Below are 18768 nucleotides of genomic sequence, written 5' to 3' on the forward strand. Positions count from 1 at the left end.
GGCAAAGCCCGAGAGGGCCGTGCTGGGCACGTGGGGAGGGGTACCCGGTTGACCTTCCGCAGTGGGTAGAGGTACCTGCGGTACCGGCGGGGTCGACCGGCTGTGGTCCCGTTCTCGAGAACAAGACACGAAAAGACGAGGACTTCTCCTGATCACTGGCTCCAGTTATGGCGCGAGCTCGGGCTCGGGCAATGTTTCTCCGGTCTCGAGCAAGGTTTTGAGGTTGGCGAGGATGGCGGGCCAGCCTTCGCGGATGCCGGAGAGCATGAGGCTTTCGGGGCCGAAGCCGTTGTGGATGACGGTTAGTTTGACCATTTCTCGCAGGGGGGCGAGGTCGAAGGTGACGGTGGAGCGGGGTTCGCCGGCCAGTTGGGCGAAATCCTCTGGGCTGAAGCCGAACTGGTCGGCGAAAGCCTGGTCTACGGTGTGCCAGGTGTAGGACAGGGTGCGGTATAGGTCGGCGGTTACTACGACTTGTTCGGGGTCCTTGCCGATCCAGCCGGATTGCTCCCAGACCATGGGCGAGCCGGGCTGCCAATCGGTTTCGAAGGTGGCGCCCCAGTAGCGCTTGGTGAAGGCGGGGTCGGTCAGGGCCTGCCAGAGTTTCTCGGGCGTGGTCCTGATGTAGGTGGTGTAGACGAATTCCTCACTCATGGTGGCGCTCTCCAATGCGGTTTTGAGGTCGGCGAGGGCGTGCACCCGGCCGCGGTCGTATCGATTGATCCAGCGCTCGGCGATGGCGTTGACGGGTGCGGCATTGAGGTAGTGCAGCTTTTCGCGGCCGCGCCACAGGGTGGTGACCAGGTTGGCCGCCTCCAGGACGGCCAGATGCTTACTGACCGCCTGCCGGGACAATTCCAGGCCGGTGCACAACTCCCGCAGGGTCTGGCCGGTGCGCTCGTTCAGGCTGTCGAGCAGGCGGCGGCGACTGGGGTCGGCCAGTGCCTTGAAAACCTCGTCCACCTGCACCTCTGTCTATTTTCTCACCATATGCAACCTATTGGTTGCACTACCAGAATAGGCAGCCGTTCGGTTGCCTGTCAATGCTCGCGTCGACCGCGGCGTCGATGAAATCGGTTCGCGCGACACGTGTCCGATACGGGCGGATGGCTTTAACGCGCGCCGACCGGCAGGATGACCAGGGTGTTGCGCAGTTTTCAGGTGGCGAACCACCGATCCCTCGCCGAGCCGCAGGAGTTGCGGCTCACCCGCGGCAATGGTCCTGTCGCTGCTCCGGTCACCGCGGTGTACGGCGCCGCCGCCTCGGGCAAATCCAGTCTTGTCGGTGCACTGGACCGCATGCGTGACGCGGTACTGAACTCGGTCACCGGCTGGGATCCCTTCTCCGGACCGGTGCGCACTCCGCACCTCGGATTCGCGGACCGCCCTTCGACATTCGTGGCGCACTTCGTCGCCGAGGGGTGCCCGTACACCTACGGGTTCCGGCTCGACAATGCCGATGTGAGCGCCGAATGGCTGCATTCGTACCCGCACAATCGCAAGCGCATCGTGTTCGAGCGCGCGGGGGAGGATATTCGCATCGGGCCGATGTTCGAAGCCGCTCGCTACGGACTCGGCGCGGTGGTGCCGCTGGTACGCCCGAATGCCCTGCTGCTCAGCCTGTCCGGGCAGCTGTACGCCGAACCCCTGGTGCCGGCCTACCGCTGGTTCCAGTCGCTGCTGGAAGTGCAGTGTGGACAACCGGATCCGGCCGATATCGCACAGCGGGTGGGCAGTCACATCTCCCGCTCCACCGAGCATGCGGTACGCCTGCTGACGGTGCTGCGCTCGGCCGATCTGGGCATCACCGATCTGCTGCTGCCCAGCGACGATCCCATGTACGCCGACTACCTGCACGACCTCGACACCGATATCGCCAGCACCACAAAGGAAATCGAGTCCTGCACCACCTCCTCCAGCTATGCGGAGGAGCTGTTCCTCGAGCACGGCATCACCATCACCCTGCTGCAGCGTGAGCTGTCGAATCTGTTCGGTGCGCGTGATGCCCTCTACTCCCGCATGGTCGCGCGGCGGGGCGTCGGCCTCGGGCTGGCGCACGAGGGCATCGACACCGCCTTCGATATCACCGACGAGTCCAGCGCCACCCTGGCCATGCTGCGACTGCTCCCGCCCATGCTGGACGCGCTCGACGCCGGCGGTGTGCTCATGGTCGACGATATCGACGAACATCTCGCCCCGGAGACGGCCGACAGCCTGATCCAGCTCTTCCAGAACCCCGAAACCAATACGCACGGTGCGCAATTGGTCTTCACCACCGCCAACCGCATGCTGATCGATCGCGGCAACGGGCGGTCGCAGTCCAAGCGCACCATCGTCTGGGGGGTGCGGCGCACCCTGGCCGGGACCTCGGAGCTCACCCCCGCCGATCGCCCCGCACTGCCGGCGGGCACCACCACATCGCTACCGGCGGGGGCCATCGCGGCGATCACCGCGGGCTGAACCGGCCAAACCCATCACCGTGAGCTGGACCGGGCCAAACCCATCACCGTGGGCCGGACCGGGCCAAACCCATCACCGTGGGCCGGACCGGGCCAAACCCGTCGCTGGGGTAGAACCAGCCATATCCCCGACCCCGAAGCATCCGGGCAGCACCGCGCTGTCACCCGAACGGCCGCGCGGCAAGCCGATAGCAACTTGTCAGCATCCACATCGACCCACTGTGCGCGCGGCCCGCCTAGCATGGGGTCATGCTCATGCAGCTCACGTTCATCGTATTGATCGGCGGCGCGCTGGTGGCGACCATCATGGCCTTCCGGCGGGGCCGGGGCGGCGGCGGTCAGATGGTCGCTCCGGAATCCGGCACGCTGTACGTGACCGGGGTCAGCCCGCGCCCGGACGCTACCGGCGAGCAGTACGTGACACTCAGCGGCAGCATCTCCGGGCCGTCGGTGGTCGCACACGAGGTCTACGGCCGCTTCGCCTGGGATGTGAACCAGTGGCCATCCATCGGCGAGCAGATCCCTGTGGCCTACCCCGCGGGCAAGCCCGACCGCTGGCAGCTCGGGCACCCCGGCGCACGCCCCTACTTCGGCTCCCGCCAGCGCGACCAGCGCAACTGACGGCGTCGCCGCGCACGTATTCGCGCCCCGCGCAATCTCGTCCGCGCACGGGCAAGCCCAGGCACAGCGGGCAAGCTTGGCGCGACGGGCAAGCTTGGCGCGACGGGCAGGCTCGGCGCGACAGACAAGCTCGACGCGACAGACAAGCTCGACGCGACAGACAAGCTCGACGCGACGAACAAGCTCAGCGCGACGAACAAGCTCAGCGCGGCGGGCAGGCTCGTGCGCGAATCGGTCAGCGACGGACGGCGAAGATGGTGCCGTTGGTGGGGTCGCCCGTGACGCCGGGGCGGTCGTATCCGGCGACCATATCGTCCCAGGCGCGGAATTCGGTGTCCCAGCCGTTGGCGATCAGCCAGTCCCCGATATCGGGGCCCAAGCCGCCCAGCTCGCCGGGAGCGGCGTCATCGCCCGAGACGAGTCGGCGCAGTTCCGGATATGGCCCGGTATCCGCGTCCACCGCGAACTTCGCGACGCCGAATCGACTTCCCGGCGCGGACAATTCGGTGATCTTCTCGACCACCCGCTGCGCATCGGGGCGAGTCAGGTAGCCGAGTACGCCCTCGTCCACCCAGTGCGTCGGCTCCTCGGGCCGGAAGCCCTGTGCCAGTAGCGGTTCGGCCCACTCCTCGCGGAGATCGACCGGCAGTACATGTCTTTCGTAGCGCGGGGTCACACCGGCGCGTTCGAGCACCGGTTCCTTGAAGTCGAAGGTGACCGGGAGATCGAGTTCGAAGAAGCGGGTTTCCGCGGGCAGATCCATTCGGAACGCCCGGGTATCGAGCCCGGCGCCCACGATGACAACCTGCCGATTACCCTGGCGGACAGCATCTTCGACATGATCGTCGACCAGCCGCACCCCGATGGTGCGTCCGTCGAAGAACATGTCGACCAGCGGCAGCAGCCGATCCCAGCGCTGTCCGAAGAACGGTTTCGCGGCGTCGGCGAAAAGCTGTGCGAAAGGATCGTCGTAGAGCCGATCCGGTCGCTGCGACTCCCTGGCCCGGATGACGGCGACCCCGATCGCGGTCATGGCCACGCCGGCAACGGGTACTTGCCCTGCCTCGGTCATATCGAATCTCCCCGTACCATTAGCTTGCCGCCCGACTAGTTATTCGAGCTTGCCGACGACGCTAGGCTGCTCCCTTGCCGGTCGTCAAGCCACCGGAAGCCGAATACGACTGGAGGGACCCATGGACGGGCGTCGCAGCGATACGCGGGAGCGCATCCGCGCCGTGGCCATGGAGCTGTTCGGCGAGCACGGATACGAGAAGACCTCACTGCGCGAGATCGCCGAACAGCTCGGCGTCACCAAAGCCGCGCTGTACTACCACTTCCGGACCAAGGAAGACATTGTCGCCAGTCTGTCCGACGATCTGCGCAGCGGCATCGACGACATCGTCACCTGGGCCGAGGCCGCGCCGCCCGGCCGGGAACGGGCGCAGGAAATCCTCACCCGCTACGGCACGCTGCTGCACAGCCTGGGCAAGGACATGATGCGGTTCTGGCACGAAAACCAGCCCGCCTTCCGGCAACTAGGGTTCGGGGTCGGCCTGCGCTATCAGTTCCGGGTGCTGGCAGATCTGATGGCCGCCCCGGACGATGCGGCACTGGCCGTATTCCACGCTCGCCAGGCGCTGCTGGCCATCAGCTGGAGCATCACCATGATGAGCGACCTCGAACTCACCGACGAGCAGTGCAATGCGGCCGCCGCCCGCATCGCCTCGGGCATTCTCGCCGATATGTGAATACCGGTGCCGTGCCGGATTATTCGAAGTTGATCGACTCCGGCTCGTCCGCATAGACACGCGCGGTCTCGGCCGCGAGGCTCAGCGCCTGCCGTGCCCAGGACAGCGGTGCGCCCGCCAGGCCGCAGGCCGGGGAGACCAGAATCTGCTCGGCCAGCAGGCGGCGCCGGAAACCCAGCCGATCGATCAGCCGCACACCGGGTTCGGCGATCTCACGCCAGGTGACGGGCTTGTCCGGAGCTGCGGTCGGCACCAGCCCGAGTACCAGATACCTGCCGTCGTCCAGCAATTCGCCGATGCGATCGAGATCTGCCGTATGAATGGTGGAGATGTCGAAACCGACTGCGGCAGCGCCACTCCGGCGCAGGAAGCCGAGCGGGGGCTTGGCGGCGCAACTGTGCACCAGCACCGGCCCCGACTGCGCGCCGATCACCGTATCGAGTACGTGCAGCGCTTCCGGCTCCGGCATGGCGCGCACGGTATTGAGCATGCTGACACCGCTCAGCGAGCCCTCCAGCACATCGGTCAGCAGTGGTTCGTCCAACTGCACCAGCACGTCTGTGGCCAGCCGCTTACCGACCTCGGCCACATGGGTCGCCAGCCCCTCGGCGAGGGATTCCGAAAGATCGCGCAGCGCACCGGAATCGGTGATCACCCGGTGCCCGAGCGGCAATTCCACCTCGGCGGCGAGCGTCAGCGGCCCGGTGACCTGAACCTTGATCGGCCGACCGGATCCCATGAGACCGGCTGTCTCCCAAGCCTCTTCGAGCGCATCGAGATCCGCGTGCAGGAAATCGCGCGCCCGCCGCGCCACCGCCCCCGGTCGCACGGCCAGCCGATACCCGCGCGTGGTGCTGTCGAACCGCATATCGACCAGCAGCGCCGACACCCGCCCGACCATGTCCGCACCCACCCCGCGCCCCGGCAATTCCACCAGATGCGGCAGCTCCCCCAGCTCCCCCACCACGGTCGCCGCAGCCTCCCGCGACTCGGTACCGGGCCACGACCCGACCCCCGTCGCGATCCCGCCGCGCAAAACCCCGGCACCAGTCTCGATGTCACTCATCCGCGCCACTCCGCATCACTCGGCCATCCAGATCCCGCACTCACACAACCACTCCGCACCGCCCACCGGAACTGGACGACATCGCGGCACGCCGGAGGCTACACCGGCGCTCGACTTCCACCGACGCCCCGTCAACCCGCCGCCCACGGCTATCACCACGGCCCCCGCCATCCACCGTCCCGGCACGCCACCGAGAGATCGCTAACCGTCTCCCCGGCACCCTACGGAGGAACCTCGCCATCCGTCATACCAGCACCCACCGATGAATCTCGCTAACCGTCACCCCAATACGCCACCGAGAGATCTCGCTAACCGTCATCAACCGTCGTCCCGGCATGTTTTGGCCGAGGTCCACTGGCACAGCGCCCGGGCTGTGCCAGTGGATTCCGGCCGAGGGCGCGCCGGAATGACGGGGCCGGGTGACGGGCCGAAGGACGACCGAGCCAGTGTCACTGCGCGGTGTCCGCGACCAATTCGTTTGCGTAGGAGTGGGGTTCGCGTTCGGTGCCGGAGATGGTGCCGCTGCCGATGACCTCGTCGCCGGCGGTGTCCGGGCGGTAGAGGACCACGGCCTGGCCGCGGGCCACGCCGGTGAGGGGTTCGCGGAGGCGGACGATGAGGCCGTCGCCTACGGCCTCGGCGACCGCGGGGGCGGTGCCGCCGTGGGCGCGGACCTGGGCCACGCATTCGATCGGGCCGTCGGGGGTTGCGCCGGAGGTCCAGATGGCGCGGGCGGCCAGGACCGTCCACACCTCGAGGTCCTTGGCGGAGCCGACGTGGACATCGCCCGAGTCGGGATCGATGCCGGTGACGTAGCGGGGCTTGCCGTCGGCCGCCGGGCCGGGCAGGCCGAGGCCCTTGCGCTGGCCGATGGTGAACTCGTGCACACCCTTGTGATCGCCGAGCTTGGTGCCGTCGGCATCGCGCAGCGCACCCGGGCGGATACCGATCCTGGCGCCCAGGAAGGCCTGAGTGTCACCGGAGGGGATGAAGCAGATGTCGTGGCTGTCCGGCTTATCCGCGACGGCCAGGCCGCGCTCGGCGGCCTCCTCGCGAATCTGCGGCTTCGGGGTGTCGCCGATGGGGAACATGGCGCGCGAGAGCTGCTCGGCGGTGAGCACCGCGAGCACATAGGACTGATCCTTGTCGGCGTCCACGGCACGGCGCAGCACGCCGTCCTCGAGGCGCGCGTAGTGGCCGGTGGCCACGGCGTCGAAGCCCAGTGCCACCGCGCGATCCGCGAGCGCCGAGAACTTGATCTTCTCGTTGCAGCGCAGGCACGGATTGGGCGTTTCCCCCGCGGCGTATGCGGCGACGAAGTCGTCGATCACGTCTTCCTTGAAGCGATCGGCGAAATCCCAGACGTAGAACGGGATTCCGAGCATGTCCGCGGCGCGCCGGGCATCACCGGCGTCCTCCTTGGAGCAGCAACCGCGCGATCCGGTGCGCAGCGTGCCCGGTGACGCGGACAGCGCCAGGTGCACCCCGACCACATCGTGTCCGGCGGCAACGGCGCGCGCGGCCGCTACCGCGGAATCCACACCACCACTCATCGCGGCAAGTACTCGCATCTAGAAGCCTCCTTTCGCGCCGGCCATTCCGGCCGCCTTCGCACGCTCGACCACCTGCGGCAACACTGCCAGCAGGGCATCGACATCGGCGTCGGTCGAGTTGTGTCCCAGGGTGAATCGCAGCGACCCGCGTGCCAGTCCCGGATCCACACCCATGGCGAGCAGCACATGGCTGGGTCCGGCGACACCGGCATTGCAGGCCGATCCGGTCGAGCATTCGATCCCGGCGGCGTCGAGCAGCATGAGCAGCGAATCGCCCTCACAACCGGGAAACGTGAAGTGGACATTGCCGGGCAGCCGTCGGTCGCCGGTGGGTCCGTTGAGGATCGCCTCCGGCACCTCGGCGAATACGCCGTCGATGAGACGATCCCGCAGTCTGTTCAATTCGAGTGTGCGCGTATGCATTCCGGCGACGGTCTCGCGGATGGCGGCGGCCAGACCGGCCGCGCCGGGCACATCCGAGGTACCGGAGCGCAGATCCCGCTCGTGCCCGCCGCCGTGCAGCATGGGCACCGCGGGCACCTGACGACCCAGCAGCAGTACGCCGACACCGTGCGGCCCGCCGACCTTGTGGCCCGCGAAACTCGCTGCCGCCAAACCACTCCGGCCGAAGGCGATGGGCAGCTGCGCACCCGCCTGCACCGCATCACTGTGCATGGGCACATCGAATTCCTGTGCCACCGCGGCCAATTCGGCAATGGGCTGGATGGCGCCGACCTCGTTATTGGCCCACATGACGCTCACCAGCGCGGTATCGCCGGCATGTGCGGCCAGCGCGTCGCGCAGAGTGCGGGGCGAAATGACACCTTCGGCATCCGGATCCAGCCAGGTGATCTGCGCACCCTCGTGCTGCTCGAGCCACTCGACGGCATCGAGCACCGCATGATGCTCGACCGAGCTCACCAGAATCCGGGTACGCTTCGGATCGGCGTCACGGCGCGCCCAGTAGATGCCCTTGACGGCGAGATTGTCGCTCTCGGTCCCGCCGGAGGTGAAGATGACCTCGGAGGGCCGCGCCCCCAGCCCCGCCGCGATCGACTCCCGAGCCTCCTCGAGCAGCCGCCGTGCGGCGCGCCCGGAGGCATGCAGCGACGAGGCATTGCCCGCCGACCCCAGGACGGCACTCATCGCCTCGACAGCGACCGGGAACATGGGTGTTGTGGCCGCGTGATCGAGGTAGACCGTCTGGGCACCGACCGGACCCGGGAAAACCGACTTCATGACCGACAAAGCCTATCCCATCGTTGACCTGCGCTTCCTTGGGGTATCCCCGGGCGGTCTACGATTTCCCAACGATTCTGCGCACGGTTTCGGCAACAGGCCGATGGCTGTCGGTTATTCCCTCGGTCGGCGCGCCGCGTGCGATCAGGGTTTGCGGCCTACACCGCAGTAGCAGGACACCTTGGCATCGAAGGACGCGGAGATCTCCGTCGTCTCCGCCAAACCCCACCGATGCGGCGGCACCACACCCGGCTCGACCAACTCCAAACCCGAGAACCACCCGGTCACCTCATCACGGGTGCGCACCTGCGCCGGCAACTTCCGCACCCGGTACACATCCTGCGCGGCGACCACCTGCTCCGGGGCGAAGTCAGCGGTGATCGTGCAGATTACCAGGAACGACCCCGGCGCCAGCGCGTCCAGGAACGTCGAGACGATCAGCGGGATGCTCGCCTCCACGAAATGCAGCAATGCGATCATGCTCAAACCGACCGGCTCCGACAGATCCAGCACCCTGGACATGGCCGCCAGGATCGACAGCGGATCGGTGACATCGCCTTGGATGTAGGTCGTCGCCCCCGCCGTTCCTCCGGGCATCAACGCCCGCGCGTGCGCCAGCACCACCGGATCGTTGTCCACGTAGACCACCCGCGCATCGGGGGCGGCCCGCTGGGCGATCTGATGCAGATTCGGCTCGGTCGGAATCCCGGTCCCGATATCGAGGAACTGCCTGATCCCGGCCTCGGCCAGGAACCGCGTACTGCGCTGCATGAACTGCCGATTCACCCGCGCCGCGGTCCGAATATCGGGCCACGCCTTCAAGATCTCCTGTGCGGCCTTGCGATCGGCCTCGTAGTTGTCTTTACCGCCGAGGAAATAGTCGTATATGCGCGAAGTGTGCGGCAGATCCAGTGGCATAACCTTTTCCATCCCATCACCACTTCGATCGACCGGCCACACACCTACGTGGACAGGCTAGCCCGCCACGCGCCAGGACCGGAGGGTTTCATGCAGACCTCCTATCAACACCGTGGCCGCTCAGCAGAACTCGCGAAGTTCGGCGGCGACGAGCTGGGGTTTTTCGTCATTGAAGGTCGCGGTGTGGCCGACACCGGGCAGCGTGACAGATCGGGCATTCGGAAGGTTTGACGCAAGCCTCCGCAATGCGACACGCAGATAACCGGGCGCTCCGGCTGCCACCGAGCAGCAGGGCGTCGCAGAGCAGCGTGGAGAACACCGACAGCAGGGCGACAAGGTCGTCGATCTCGGTCTGGATGCTGTAGTCCGGACCGAACGGGCCACTCGGACCCCGCCGGTCGGGCAGGAGCGCCGGCCGATCGCGACACCGGCCGGGATTCACCGGCGACCATGGATATCCTGCGGTCCACATACGACGTGACTGCCGACGACAAAGTCGTCTTTCTGGTGCGCCCGGACGGCAACATCGGTCTCACGACAGAGGGCGATATCGCCGAACAGCTCAACGACTACCTGTCCCGCATCGCAGGCCCACCCGCGTAGACGCCACGCGCCGCCGGACAGACAACAGCGCCGACCCGCCGGGGGAAGACGGCGGATCGGCGCTGCCGACGTGAATTCACACGCGGGCGGGGAGCTTTACCTCGGTATGGAGTTCGGGGTGCCGGTCCGAATCCAGCAGGACGGCACCCTCTTCCGCGCGGCGGACGATGCCGGCGAAGGCGCGGTCCACGGCGTCACCGTGGATGGCGCGCTCACAGCGGCGGGCCAGTTCACGGCGATCGGCGCCGGGAGGTTCGAGCGGTTGCAGCACGATCTCCGCGACGATCCCGCGCGAACGCAGCACGCGGCGAACCGAATCGCCCATGGTGTCGACACCCACGAAACCCGGGACGGTGGATACCCGGCCGTGCGCGTCCAGGTAGCGCAGCCGGATCGGCTGCACGGGGGTGCCGGTATCGATGGCCGCCTGGAAGAGCGCGGGGCGCAGGCGACCACGGGCACGGCCGCACCAGGTGGTGCCCTCCGGGAAGAGGCCGACCCGCTCGCCTGCCGCCAGCCGCTCGGCAATCTGGTTCACAACGCCGGGAAGGGCGCGCAGCCGCTCCCGCTCGATGGGGATCACCCGCACCAGTCGCGCGATATCGCCGACCAGCGGCCAATCGACCATATCGGCACGGGCCACGAAACCCATGGACTCGACGGCGGACAGCGCGAAGATATCGGTCCAGCCGATATGCCCGGCCACCATGAGGCGGCCCGGCGGGGCGGGCACAGCGGTATCACCCTGTGCCACAGCAGAATCAGGCACAGCCTGCTCGGTGATGACAACGCCCGCCTCGCGATTGTCGACGATGCGCAGGCGAATTCCGCAGCAGTGCAGCAGCGTTCGGGCGTACCGCTTGTGCAGGGCGGTCCGCCAGCGACGCGGTGTGGCCAGGTGCGCGACGGGAAAACTCACCAGCACCGCACCCACGCCGAGGGCGCGGGCGGCGACCAGCAGGTTTCCGGCCTCAGGGGCGGTTTCGACGCAGTCCGGGCCGCACGGGCTGGACGGCATCCAGGCATGGGCGGCGGGTGCGGCCGGGGGACACGGCAGCGAACCCACGCCGGGGGAAAGGAAGGCAGGCATCATGATTCATCACCGCTCGAGAGTGGCCACCGCGCCCTGCAGGCGCTCCAGGTAGCGAGTGTTGATGGTCGAAAGGCCCAGCAGCGCAACGAAGTCGGCTACTGCGAAGTCGGGATCGTGTGCGGGCTCGCCACAGATCTGCGCACCCAGGCGCAGGTAGCCGCTCATGAGCGGCGGGAGCTTCGGGCGGGCCGGGGCGTCCAGCTCGTCGAGGGGCAGACCGTCGACGACCACCGGGTTGTACGGGCGCACATGACGTTCCGGCTCCAGCGCGTACCTGCTGAGCAGCTGGTCACGCACGGCCCGCACATTCCGGCCGGGTGCTTCCTCGGGAGTGGTCTGCATGGGCACCGAAACGCAGCCCATGATCCATTCGTAACCGGTGAGCTGGATGTAGTGCAGGATGCCCGCCCACATGAGGGTCAGCGTGGAACCGTTGCGGTGATCGGGCACCACGCAGGCACGACCCATTTCGACCATCCGGTTCCCGGCGGGATCCATTGCGGTGAGGTCGAATTCGGTGGCGGTGTAGTAACCGCCGGCGGCGGTCACCTTATCGGGCGGCAGCATCCGGTAGCAGCCGACGAACTGATCGGTGAGATCGTCTCGCACCAGCAGGTGGTCGCAGTGGTCGTCGAAACGGTCTGCGTCCAGACCGTTCTCGTTGACCGGGATGGTGAATCCCGGCTCATTGGCGAAGACCTGGTAGCGCAGGCGCTGCGCGGCCTCGCGATGCTCCGCATCGGAGGACACAACCAGTGAGTACTGGGAGCGGCCCGACGTGCGCAGCGGCTCCGGAGTGACATATGACGCGGGTGTGAGCCGGCTGGAGCTCGACGCTGCCATGGTGGTCATACGGTTGATCAAACGAGGCTCAGAATGCGCTGGAGCGACGGTCAGATGGCGGCTCGATGCCAGTCCGGTGAACGCGACGCACACCACACCCGGAGTTCATCGCGGGGCCGCTGAACGTTCTCTACCAGGATAAACGCTCGTATCCTGACTGGGTACAGGCGGGGTTTTCGCCACCGCGGATCGCCCTTCCGAGGCACCGGGCGAGCCCGCCGCACAGGGCGAATTACGGAAGGCTACGCCACCGCGCGCCCCGTGTTCGCGCCGGGTCGGGAACGCAGAAGCAGGGCCGTATCGCCGAATTCGTGCCAGAGATAACCGCCGTCGAGCGCGGCTCGATACGCCTGCCGCACCACCTCGGCCCCGGCCACCGCCTCGAGCAGATGCAGATGCGAGGCACCCGGCGCATGCCAGCCGGTGATCAGTCCGTCGACCACGCGGGTCCGGCGGTCACCACCGAGCACCAGATCGGTCCAGCCCGATACCGGATGGACCAGATCATCAGCGCCGACAGCGGATTCGAGGGCCCGCGTCACCGTGGTGCCCACCGCCACCACGCGTCCACCCGCATCCCGGGTGAGATTCGCCAGCCGGGCGGTCAACTCGGGAACCGCGAAGCGCTCCGGACTCGGCGGCTCACCCGATTCCGGTGAGGAAACACCCGTGTGCAGGGTGATCGACGTCAGGCCTACACCGCTCGCGACCAACTCGGTCACCAGGGCATCGGTGAACGGCCTTCCGGCGCTGGGCATTTCCGCACTGCCCGGTTCCTTGCCGAAGACGGTGTGATAGTAGGAGGCAGACCAGCGTTCGCGGACATACGAATACGTGATCGGGCGCCCACGCTCGGCCAGCAGTCGCGGCACGTCGGTATCGATATCGGCGGTCCACAGGCGCTCGGCGTCCGGCAGCCACGGCGCGCGCAGAACTGCGCTGTGTCCGTCCGCAAGCCGCACGTGGGCACCGGGTTCCAGGTCGGTTCCCCGCCAGGGCGTGCCGTCCGGATCGCGCAGCTCGACCACCCAGCGGCCGTCGTCGAGCGGCGCCGAGAAGTGCAGCACCGCTTCCTGCCTGCCGTACCGAGCCGGTACGGCCGCAGTGACCATGGCCGAATTGTTCACCACCACAAGGTCTCCGGGGTGCAGGAAGCCCGGTAGTTCCCGGAATCGGGCGTGGGTCACCGCACCGTCCTCGCACACCATGAGCCGCACCTCGTCCCGTGCCAGTCCGCGCGCCTCCGGCGGACTGGTCGCCGACAGCTCGTCGGGCAGCAGGAACTCCACCGCCTCCGCCCCCACCGTCATGACGCCACCGGTAGTTCCGAGGCCAGATAGCGGCCGCTCGGCGGCCTGGTCCCGAGGAGGTGGAGCAGTGCGGGCACAACGGTTTCCGGCTCGGGCCGGTCGGAGATGTCCGTACCGGGGAATGCGGCCTGATGCATGGCGGTGCGCATATCCCCCGGATCGAAGGCGTAGATCCGCAGGTCCGGATTCTCGGCGGCCAGTACGGCCGTGAGCTGATCCAGGGCGGCCTTGGAGGCGCCGTAGCCACCCCAGCCCGGATATGCGCCCACCGCGGCATCGGAGCTGATGTTCACCACGGTGCCGTCCGCGGCGCGCACCGCAGGAAGCGCACATTGCAGCACTGCCAGGGGCGCGACCACATTGGTGTTCAGCACGGCCGCGAGCTCATCGATCGGATAGCGGTCCAGCGGCGGCAGCGGACTGGGGCCGAGGGCGCTGGCATTGTTGATCAGCAGGTCCAGCGGGGCGGAGCCGAGCGCGGCGGCCAGTTCGTCCCGGCGCGCGGGATCGGCGATATCGCCCACCACGACGCGGGCTCCCGTTGCTGCGCGGACCTTGTCCAGCGCATCGCCGCCGCGCGCGGTGAGGATCAATTCCCACCCCTGTTCGGCGAGGGCGAGCGCGACGGCGCGGCCGAATCCCGCCGAGGCGCCCGTGATCAGGGCTCTTCTGTTCTTCGTCATGACTCCATCGTGAAACCTGAACCTCAGTTCAGGTCAAGAAGACCAACGGGGCCGACACGAACGAGCCGCCCGGCGGGGACTGCCGGGCGGCTCATTTCGAGGCTGGGTCAGGCGGCTCGGGGCTGGGCCTGATCCTTTGCCGCCGAGGTCTTCTGGACCTCGTTGAAGCCGGGGCGGCCGGTGCCGATGAAGGCGACCAGCCAGGAGAAGACGGCCGCGAAGCGGTTGCGGAAGCCGACGAGGTAGAACAGGTGCACCGCCAGCCAGGTGAACCAGGCGAGGGCGCCGGTGAACTTGATCTTGTCGTTCAGCTTGGTGACGGCGCTGAAACGGCTGATCACCGCCATGCTGCCCTTGTCCCAGTAATTGAACTCGGTGGCGGCGTGCTTCTTGCCGCGAATGATGTCCGCGACGTGGCGGCCCTCCTGCATGGCGACCGGCGACTGACCGGGGTAGCCCTTGAGGGAGGTCATATCGCCGATGGCGTAGATATCGGCATGTCCGCCGACGGTGCAGTCCGGATTGATGAGAAGGCGTCCGGCCCTGTCGGTTTCGCAACCGGTGGCCTCGGCCAGCAGCTGCGCGAATCCACCCACCGCGACACCCGCCGACCACACCACGGTCTCGGCGGCAATGCCGCGCTCCACACCGTCCTTGCTCTTGACGGTCACCTTGCCCTCGTCGATATCGGTGACGAAGGTATCGACCAGCACCTCGACGCCGCTCTTGGTGAGCGACTTCTTGGTGTACTCCGACAGGCCGCCGCCGAACGGGGGCAGCACCACACCGGCGCCCTCGACCAGGATGACCGAATCATCCTGGTGGTAGTACCTTTTCGCGAGTTCCTTGAGCTGACCGGCGACCTCGACACCGGTGGCGCCGGCGCCGACCACGACAAAGCTGAGCAGCCGGCGGCGGGTTTCCGGATCGGCGTCCTTGGCCTCGGTGAACACGCGGTCGATCTGTGCGCGCAGGTCCCGGGCATCGTCGATGGTCTTGAGCGAATACGTCTTCTCGGCGAAATCGTCACGGCCGAAATAGGACTGGCTGGCGCCGGTCGCCGCGATCAGCGAGCCGTAGCGGATCTTGCGCTGTCCCTCGGCGGTTTCGTAGGTCAGCACCGCGGCCTCGGCGTCGATGGCGACCACCTTGCCGACGCGGGTCTGACCGTTCTTGTGGTGTTTCAGGATGTTCTTGATGGGCGGCGCGATCTCATCGGAGGCCAGCACACCCGTCGCAACTTGGTAGAGCAGAGGCTGGAAGAGGTGTTCGGGGGTACTCGAAATAAGGACGTACGGAACTCCCGACTTATTGAGTTGCTTGGCGGCAGACAGCCCACCGAACCCCGAACCAACAATGACGACCTCGACGGTCTCGATACCCGCGTCCACACTCTGCATGACAGCCTCCTTCTCTCATGACTAACCGTAATTCGGAACGCAGTTGTTCCAGGGGTCAGGGCGCATAATCAATATGACTCTTATCTAGATCGATCATGAATGGGAGAAATGCCGTGGAGCTGCGACAGCTGGCCTACTTCGTCGCCGTCTGCGAGGAGCTCAGCTTCAGCCGCGCGGCCACGCGCTGCTTCATTTCGCAGTCGGCCATCAGCCACCAGATCGCGCGGCTGGAACGCGACCTCGGCGTGCCCCTCTTCGAGCGGTCCACCCGGTCGGTCGTACCGACCGACGCGACCACTCGGCTACTTCCCCTTGCGAAGCAAATGCTGAGCCTGGAATCCGCCATTCGCGCAGCTGTAAGGGCCTCCGGGCCGCGGATTCGCCTGGCAGCCAATATGTCCTTCGCAACAAGATCGCTGTCCGCCATCGCCGGAGCACGCGAGGCGCATCCGGGTGCGGAGATCGAATTCGTCATCAAGCCCTTCCGCCAGCGCATTCAGGCGGTAGCCGACGGTGACTGTGATCTCGCTCTCATCCGGGGCAGCGTGGATCAGCCCGGACTGACCGTGGAGAAGCTCTGGGTGGAGGACTTGGTCATCGCCACCTCCACCGCGCACCCCCTCGCCGGTCGCGCCGACGCCACCCTCGCCGATCTCGGCGCGTACCCATTACTACTACCGCCCGAACTCGATCAGGTGCTGCTGCACAATGTCGTCCGCGCCGCCTTCGCCGATCTACCCACCGGCCCCGCCTACGGTCCCCCCATCCCCCCGGACCACACCGCCACCATGGAGCTCATCAACCGCCCGGACGCCTGGACCATCCTCTACGCCGACAGCCAAACCGAAGGCATAGCCATCCTCCGCCTCACCGGCAACCCCCTCCGCATCCCGGTCTCCGCCGTCATCCGCAGCGACCTCCGCCCCTCCCCCATCCTCACCACCCTCCTCGCCGCCCTGCACTGCGCCTGAAACGGAGCGCCTGAAAACGGAGCGGCGGAACAGCATTCGTCGGCTATCGTCGTTCCGTCGGAACGGGCCGCGGGGAGTGGCCCGGAGGTAGGGGGAGCCATGAGACCGTGTCCGCGCTGCGGCATGCTCGATCAAGTGCGCGGTCTACGCGCGATTCTGCAGAACGACATCCGGCACAGCACGTCGGTGGGAAGTGTCAATCTCCGTGCCGGACAGCGCTTCACCGTGACACGAGCCGGTGACCTGTTCCCCAGCCAGCACGGGCGCGCCACGACGTCGGTGCGCGGTTCGATCGTTCAGCACGGAATCGAGGGCAGCGTGCTGGCCGGAACTCTCGCCGGAACCATGTTCCTCGACTCACGACATGCCGGATTGACCCGCCGTCGGGCCAGTACGCTTTTGGTTTTGGGTGCTTGGGCGATACCCGTCCTCGTCGGGCTGCTGAGTTATGCGACCACGGACGGCGGATCCCTCGACTTTCTGGTCTCCTGGATTTTCCTGCCGACGGTCGCGTGGGTCCTGGTGGTTCCACTCGCCAGGCTGATCGCCCAGAGACTCGACGAGGCCGCCACCGCCGCGGATACACCGACGCAGCAAGGATGGCAGCGCGCCGGACAGCGTGCGGCGCTGTGGGAAACGCTCGCCTACTGCGGGCGTGATCATCTCGCGTACGACCCGCACAGCGGTGCGCACTTCGCGCCCGAGGGGATCACAGGCTATCTGTTCCATCGCATCCCCGAGATCGAGTACATCGCGCAGGCCGATCAGATCACGCGCCATTGAGCCGACAGCGGAGCCGGAAGCGACTTACCCTGGCTGGCGTGAGCCAGGAGCACATGCGGGCGTCGAATGCCGATCGGGAACAGATCGTCGCGAAGTTACGGACGGCCATGGATGACGGCAGGATCGATCTGCATGAATTCGATGAGCGACTCCAGCAGGTGTACGCCGCCAAGACCTATGGCGAGCTGGCGCCGGTGCTGTCCGACCTTCCCGTGCAACGGGTTTCCCGGTCGAGTGCGAGTGGCGGGACCGGCAGGGGTGGGCTGCCGACCTGGGTGATCATCATGTGGATCCCGTGGGTCTTCGTGAATATTCTGTGCCTGGTCATCTGGCTGGCGACCGGTGCGGGGTATTTCTGGCCGTTCTGGGTGGCGGTGCCGTGGGGGCTGGCGCTGCTCATTCCGAGCACCATCGGCATTGTTGTCGGGCGGGACAACAGCCGGACCGAGCAGGCGCGGGAACAGCACCGGCACTGAGGGTTACGCCAGGGCGGTCGCTACCGCCAGGTGCAGGCGCAGGTCCCCGGGCTCGTCGTCCTGGATGGCCCAGACGATCTCCTCCATCGACCGCATGAAGGCCCAGCCGTGTGCACGGTTCGCGGAGACGTCCAGGGCCGCTGCGGTCCGGTGCAGCACCGTGCGTGCGTGTTCGGCCACCGGGATGCTCTGCACCTGGATCATCACCAGGAATCCCGCATCGAACGCGGCTTCACCCAGATAGGCCTTGGGATCGATCAGCAACCACGGCTCACGTTCCGCCGCAACGATATTGCCGAGATGGGTATCCCGATTAACGATGAGCAGCGGGCCGTCGGGCGCCGCCAGCTCGCCGCACCATTCAGCGGCCCGCGCCAGCAGCCGGTCCGGAATCACCTGCGATACAGCGGCTTCGGGGTCCATGAACATTTCGCTCCACTGCTGCACCATGCCCGCCGCCGTGGGCAGGGCGGGATACCCTTCGGGGACCGCTTCCGGTTCCCGGCGCAATCGCCGGTACAGCTCGCAGGCGAACTCGACCTTCCCGATATTCTCGGCCCGGCCCTCCAGGCTCGGAAACCCCGGCTGCTCGAGCAGCGGTGTGCCGGGCCGCGCCCACTCCAGCAGTAAAGAGCCACTGGCGGAATCGAATTCGTACAACCGGACCGCACCCGCACCGCGATAGCAGAACATTCCGGCCGCTTCGCCGAGGTTCTCCTCGTCCACCACCGGCACCTTCAGTACCGCGACCGATCCGTCGGCCCGCCGGACCGGCGCGACATAGGAATGCGTCCCGCCGCCGAATCCATCGCCCACTACCTCGAGCTCCCAAGCCGCACATCGCTGCGCCACAACCGCGGGCAAGTCCCGCAACCACTCACGACCGCGCGCCCCGAATGCCGTGGCAATATTGTCGGAGACCTCCGGCGGCAGTGTGATCGACATCGAACCAGCCTGCCCGAAAACGCACCGGCCGAGCAATCCGGTGTTGTACACAAGGCG

The 18768-nt window shown here is 67.0% G+C and carries 20 protein-coding genes; 8 read left to right on the forward strand and 12 right to left on the reverse strand.

The features are described 5' to 3' along the window. Nucleotides 1-165 precede the first annotated feature (165 nt). A complete protein-coding gene (locus tag OG716_RS21670; protein WP_405139363.1) occupies nucleotides 166-963 on the reverse strand; it encodes an ArsR/SmtB family transcription factor in 798 nt (265 codons plus the stop codon). A gap of 171 nt (nucleotides 964-1134) precedes the next feature. Between OG716_RS21670 and OG716_RS21675 the strand changes: the two genes are divergently transcribed. Continuing rightward, entirely contained in the window at nucleotides 1135-2460 is a 1326-nt protein-coding gene (locus OG716_RS21675) for an ATP-binding protein (RefSeq protein WP_355123616.1), read from the forward strand. 248 nt (nucleotides 2461-2708) lie between these two features. Beyond that, nucleotides 2709-3080, forward strand: coding sequence for a hypothetical protein (locus tag OG716_RS21680; RefSeq protein WP_405139366.1), 372 nt, complete (start codon nucleotides 2709-2711; stop codon nucleotides 3078-3080). A 235-nt stretch (nucleotides 3081-3315) separates the two neighbouring features. Here the strand turns inward: OG716_RS21680 and OG716_RS21685 are convergent, their stop codons facing one another. Next, nucleotides 3316-4152: an SAM-dependent methyltransferase gene (locus tag OG716_RS21685; protein WP_405139368.1), complete on the reverse strand. Its 837-nt coding sequence runs from the start codon at nucleotides 4150-4152 to the stop codon at nucleotides 3316-3318. 121 nt (nucleotides 4153-4273) lie between these two features. On the opposite strand from OG716_RS21685, the gene OG716_RS21690 reads away from it, so the two are divergent. Then, complete coding sequence (locus OG716_RS21690) at nucleotides 4274-4828, forward strand: helix-turn-helix domain-containing protein (RefSeq protein ID WP_355123612.1); 555 nt, start codon at nucleotides 4274-4276, stop codon at nucleotides 4826-4828. A gap of 19 nt (nucleotides 4829-4847) precedes the next feature. On the opposite strand, the gene OG716_RS21695 is transcribed toward OG716_RS21690, so the two are convergent. The 4 genes from OG716_RS21695 to OG716_RS21710 form a co-directional block, all read right to left on the reverse strand. After that, entirely contained in the window at nucleotides 4848-5894 is a 1047-nt protein-coding gene (locus OG716_RS21695; RefSeq protein ID WP_405139370.1) for a methionine synthase, read from the reverse strand. A 449-nt stretch (nucleotides 5895-6343) separates the two neighbouring features. Beyond that, on the reverse strand, nucleotides 6344-7465 hold the full coding sequence (gene mnmA / locus OG716_RS21700) for a tRNA 2-thiouridine(34) synthase MnmA (RefSeq protein ID WP_405139372.1): 1122 nt from the start codon (nucleotides 7463-7465) through the stop codon (nucleotides 6344-6346). Further along, a complete protein-coding gene (locus tag OG716_RS21705; RefSeq protein WP_405139374.1) occupies nucleotides 7466-8686 on the reverse strand; it encodes a cysteine desulfurase family protein in 1221 nt (406 codons plus the stop codon). Nucleotides 8687-8830: 144 nt separating this feature from the next. Continuing rightward, nucleotides 8831-9604, reverse strand: a complete 774-nt coding sequence (locus OG716_RS21710) for an SAM-dependent methyltransferase (RefSeq protein ID WP_405139376.1) — start codon at nucleotides 9602-9604, stop codon at nucleotides 8831-8833. Between the two features lie 90 nt (nucleotides 9605-9694). On the opposite strand from OG716_RS21710, the gene OG716_RS21715 reads away from it, so the two are divergent. Both OG716_RS21715 and OG716_RS21720 read left to right on the forward strand, forming a co-directional pair. Beyond that, on the forward strand, nucleotides 9695-9835 hold the full coding sequence (locus OG716_RS21715) for a hypothetical protein (protein ID WP_405139378.1): 141 nt from the start codon (nucleotides 9695-9697) through the stop codon (nucleotides 9833-9835). 219 nt (nucleotides 9836-10054) lie between these two features. Next, nucleotides 10055-10207 (forward strand): hypothetical protein, encoded by a 153-nt coding sequence (locus OG716_RS21720; RefSeq protein WP_405139380.1) that lies wholly within the window; start codon nucleotides 10055-10057, stop codon nucleotides 10205-10207. A gap of 76 nt (nucleotides 10208-10283) precedes the next feature. Here OG716_RS21720 and OG716_RS21725 read toward each other — a convergent pair whose 3' ends face one another. The 5 genes from OG716_RS21725 to OG716_RS21745 all read right to left on the reverse strand — a co-directional run bounded on the left by OG716_RS21725 (nucleotide 10284) and on the right by OG716_RS21745 (nucleotide 15536). Next, entirely contained in the window at nucleotides 10284-11297 is a 1014-nt protein-coding gene (locus tag OG716_RS21725) for a lysophospholipid acyltransferase family protein (RefSeq protein WP_405139382.1), read from the reverse strand. Nucleotides 11298-11306: 9 nt separating this feature from the next. After that, a complete protein-coding gene (locus OG716_RS21730) occupies nucleotides 11307-12152 on the reverse strand; it encodes a GNAT family N-acetyltransferase (RefSeq protein WP_405139384.1) in 846 nt (281 codons plus the stop codon). Nucleotides 12153-12385: 233 nt separating this feature from the next. Further along, nucleotides 12386-13453, reverse strand: coding sequence for an S-adenosylmethionine:tRNA ribosyltransferase-isomerase (locus tag OG716_RS21735; RefSeq protein WP_405139386.1), 1068 nt, complete (start codon nucleotides 13451-13453; stop codon nucleotides 12386-12388). Next, nucleotides 13450-14136 carry an SDR family NAD(P)-dependent oxidoreductase gene (locus tag OG716_RS21740; protein ID WP_405139388.1) on the reverse strand — a complete coding sequence of 229 codons (687 nt, stop codon included), beginning with the start codon at nucleotides 14134-14136 and terminating at the stop codon, nucleotides 13450-13452. The genes OG716_RS21735 and OG716_RS21740 overlap by 4 nt, the downstream gene beginning before the upstream one ends. A 107-nt stretch (nucleotides 14137-14243) precedes the next feature. Then, nucleotides 14244-15536 carry an NAD(P)/FAD-dependent oxidoreductase gene (locus OG716_RS21745; protein ID WP_405139390.1) on the reverse strand — a complete coding sequence of 431 codons (1293 nt, stop codon included), beginning with the start codon at nucleotides 15534-15536 and terminating at the stop codon, nucleotides 14244-14246. Between the two features lie 113 nt (nucleotides 15537-15649). Here OG716_RS21745 and OG716_RS21750 point away from each other — a divergent pair, with 113 nt between their 5' ends. The 3 genes from OG716_RS21750 to OG716_RS21760 all read left to right on the forward strand — a co-directional run bounded on the left by OG716_RS21750 (nucleotide 15650) and on the right by OG716_RS21760 (nucleotide 17766). Beyond that, nucleotides 15650-16507: a LysR family transcriptional regulator gene (locus OG716_RS21750; RefSeq protein WP_355123580.1), complete on the forward strand. Its 858-nt coding sequence runs from the start codon at nucleotides 15650-15652 to the stop codon at nucleotides 16505-16507. A 135-nt stretch (nucleotides 16508-16642) separates the two neighbouring features. Further along, nucleotides 16643-17290, forward strand: coding sequence for a hypothetical protein (locus tag OG716_RS21755; protein WP_405139392.1), 648 nt, complete (start codon nucleotides 16643-16645; stop codon nucleotides 17288-17290). Nucleotides 17291-17328: 38 nt separating this feature from the next. Further along, nucleotides 17329-17766, forward strand: a complete 438-nt coding sequence (locus tag OG716_RS21760) for a DUF1707 domain-containing protein (protein WP_405139394.1) — start codon at nucleotides 17329-17331, stop codon at nucleotides 17764-17766. A gap of 3 nt (nucleotides 17767-17769) precedes the next feature. On the opposite strand, the gene OG716_RS21765 is transcribed toward OG716_RS21760, so the two are convergent. Beyond that, on the reverse strand, nucleotides 17770-18711 hold the full coding sequence (locus OG716_RS21765; RefSeq protein ID WP_405139396.1) for an aminoglycoside phosphotransferase family protein: 942 nt from the start codon (nucleotides 18709-18711) through the stop codon (nucleotides 17770-17772). Nucleotides 18712-18768: the final 57 nt, after the last annotated feature.

The organism is Nocardia sp. NBC_01388 (assembly GCF_045040085.1).
Taxonomy (GTDB): domain Bacteria; phylum Actinomycetota; class Actinomycetes; order Mycobacteriales; family Mycobacteriaceae; genus Nocardia.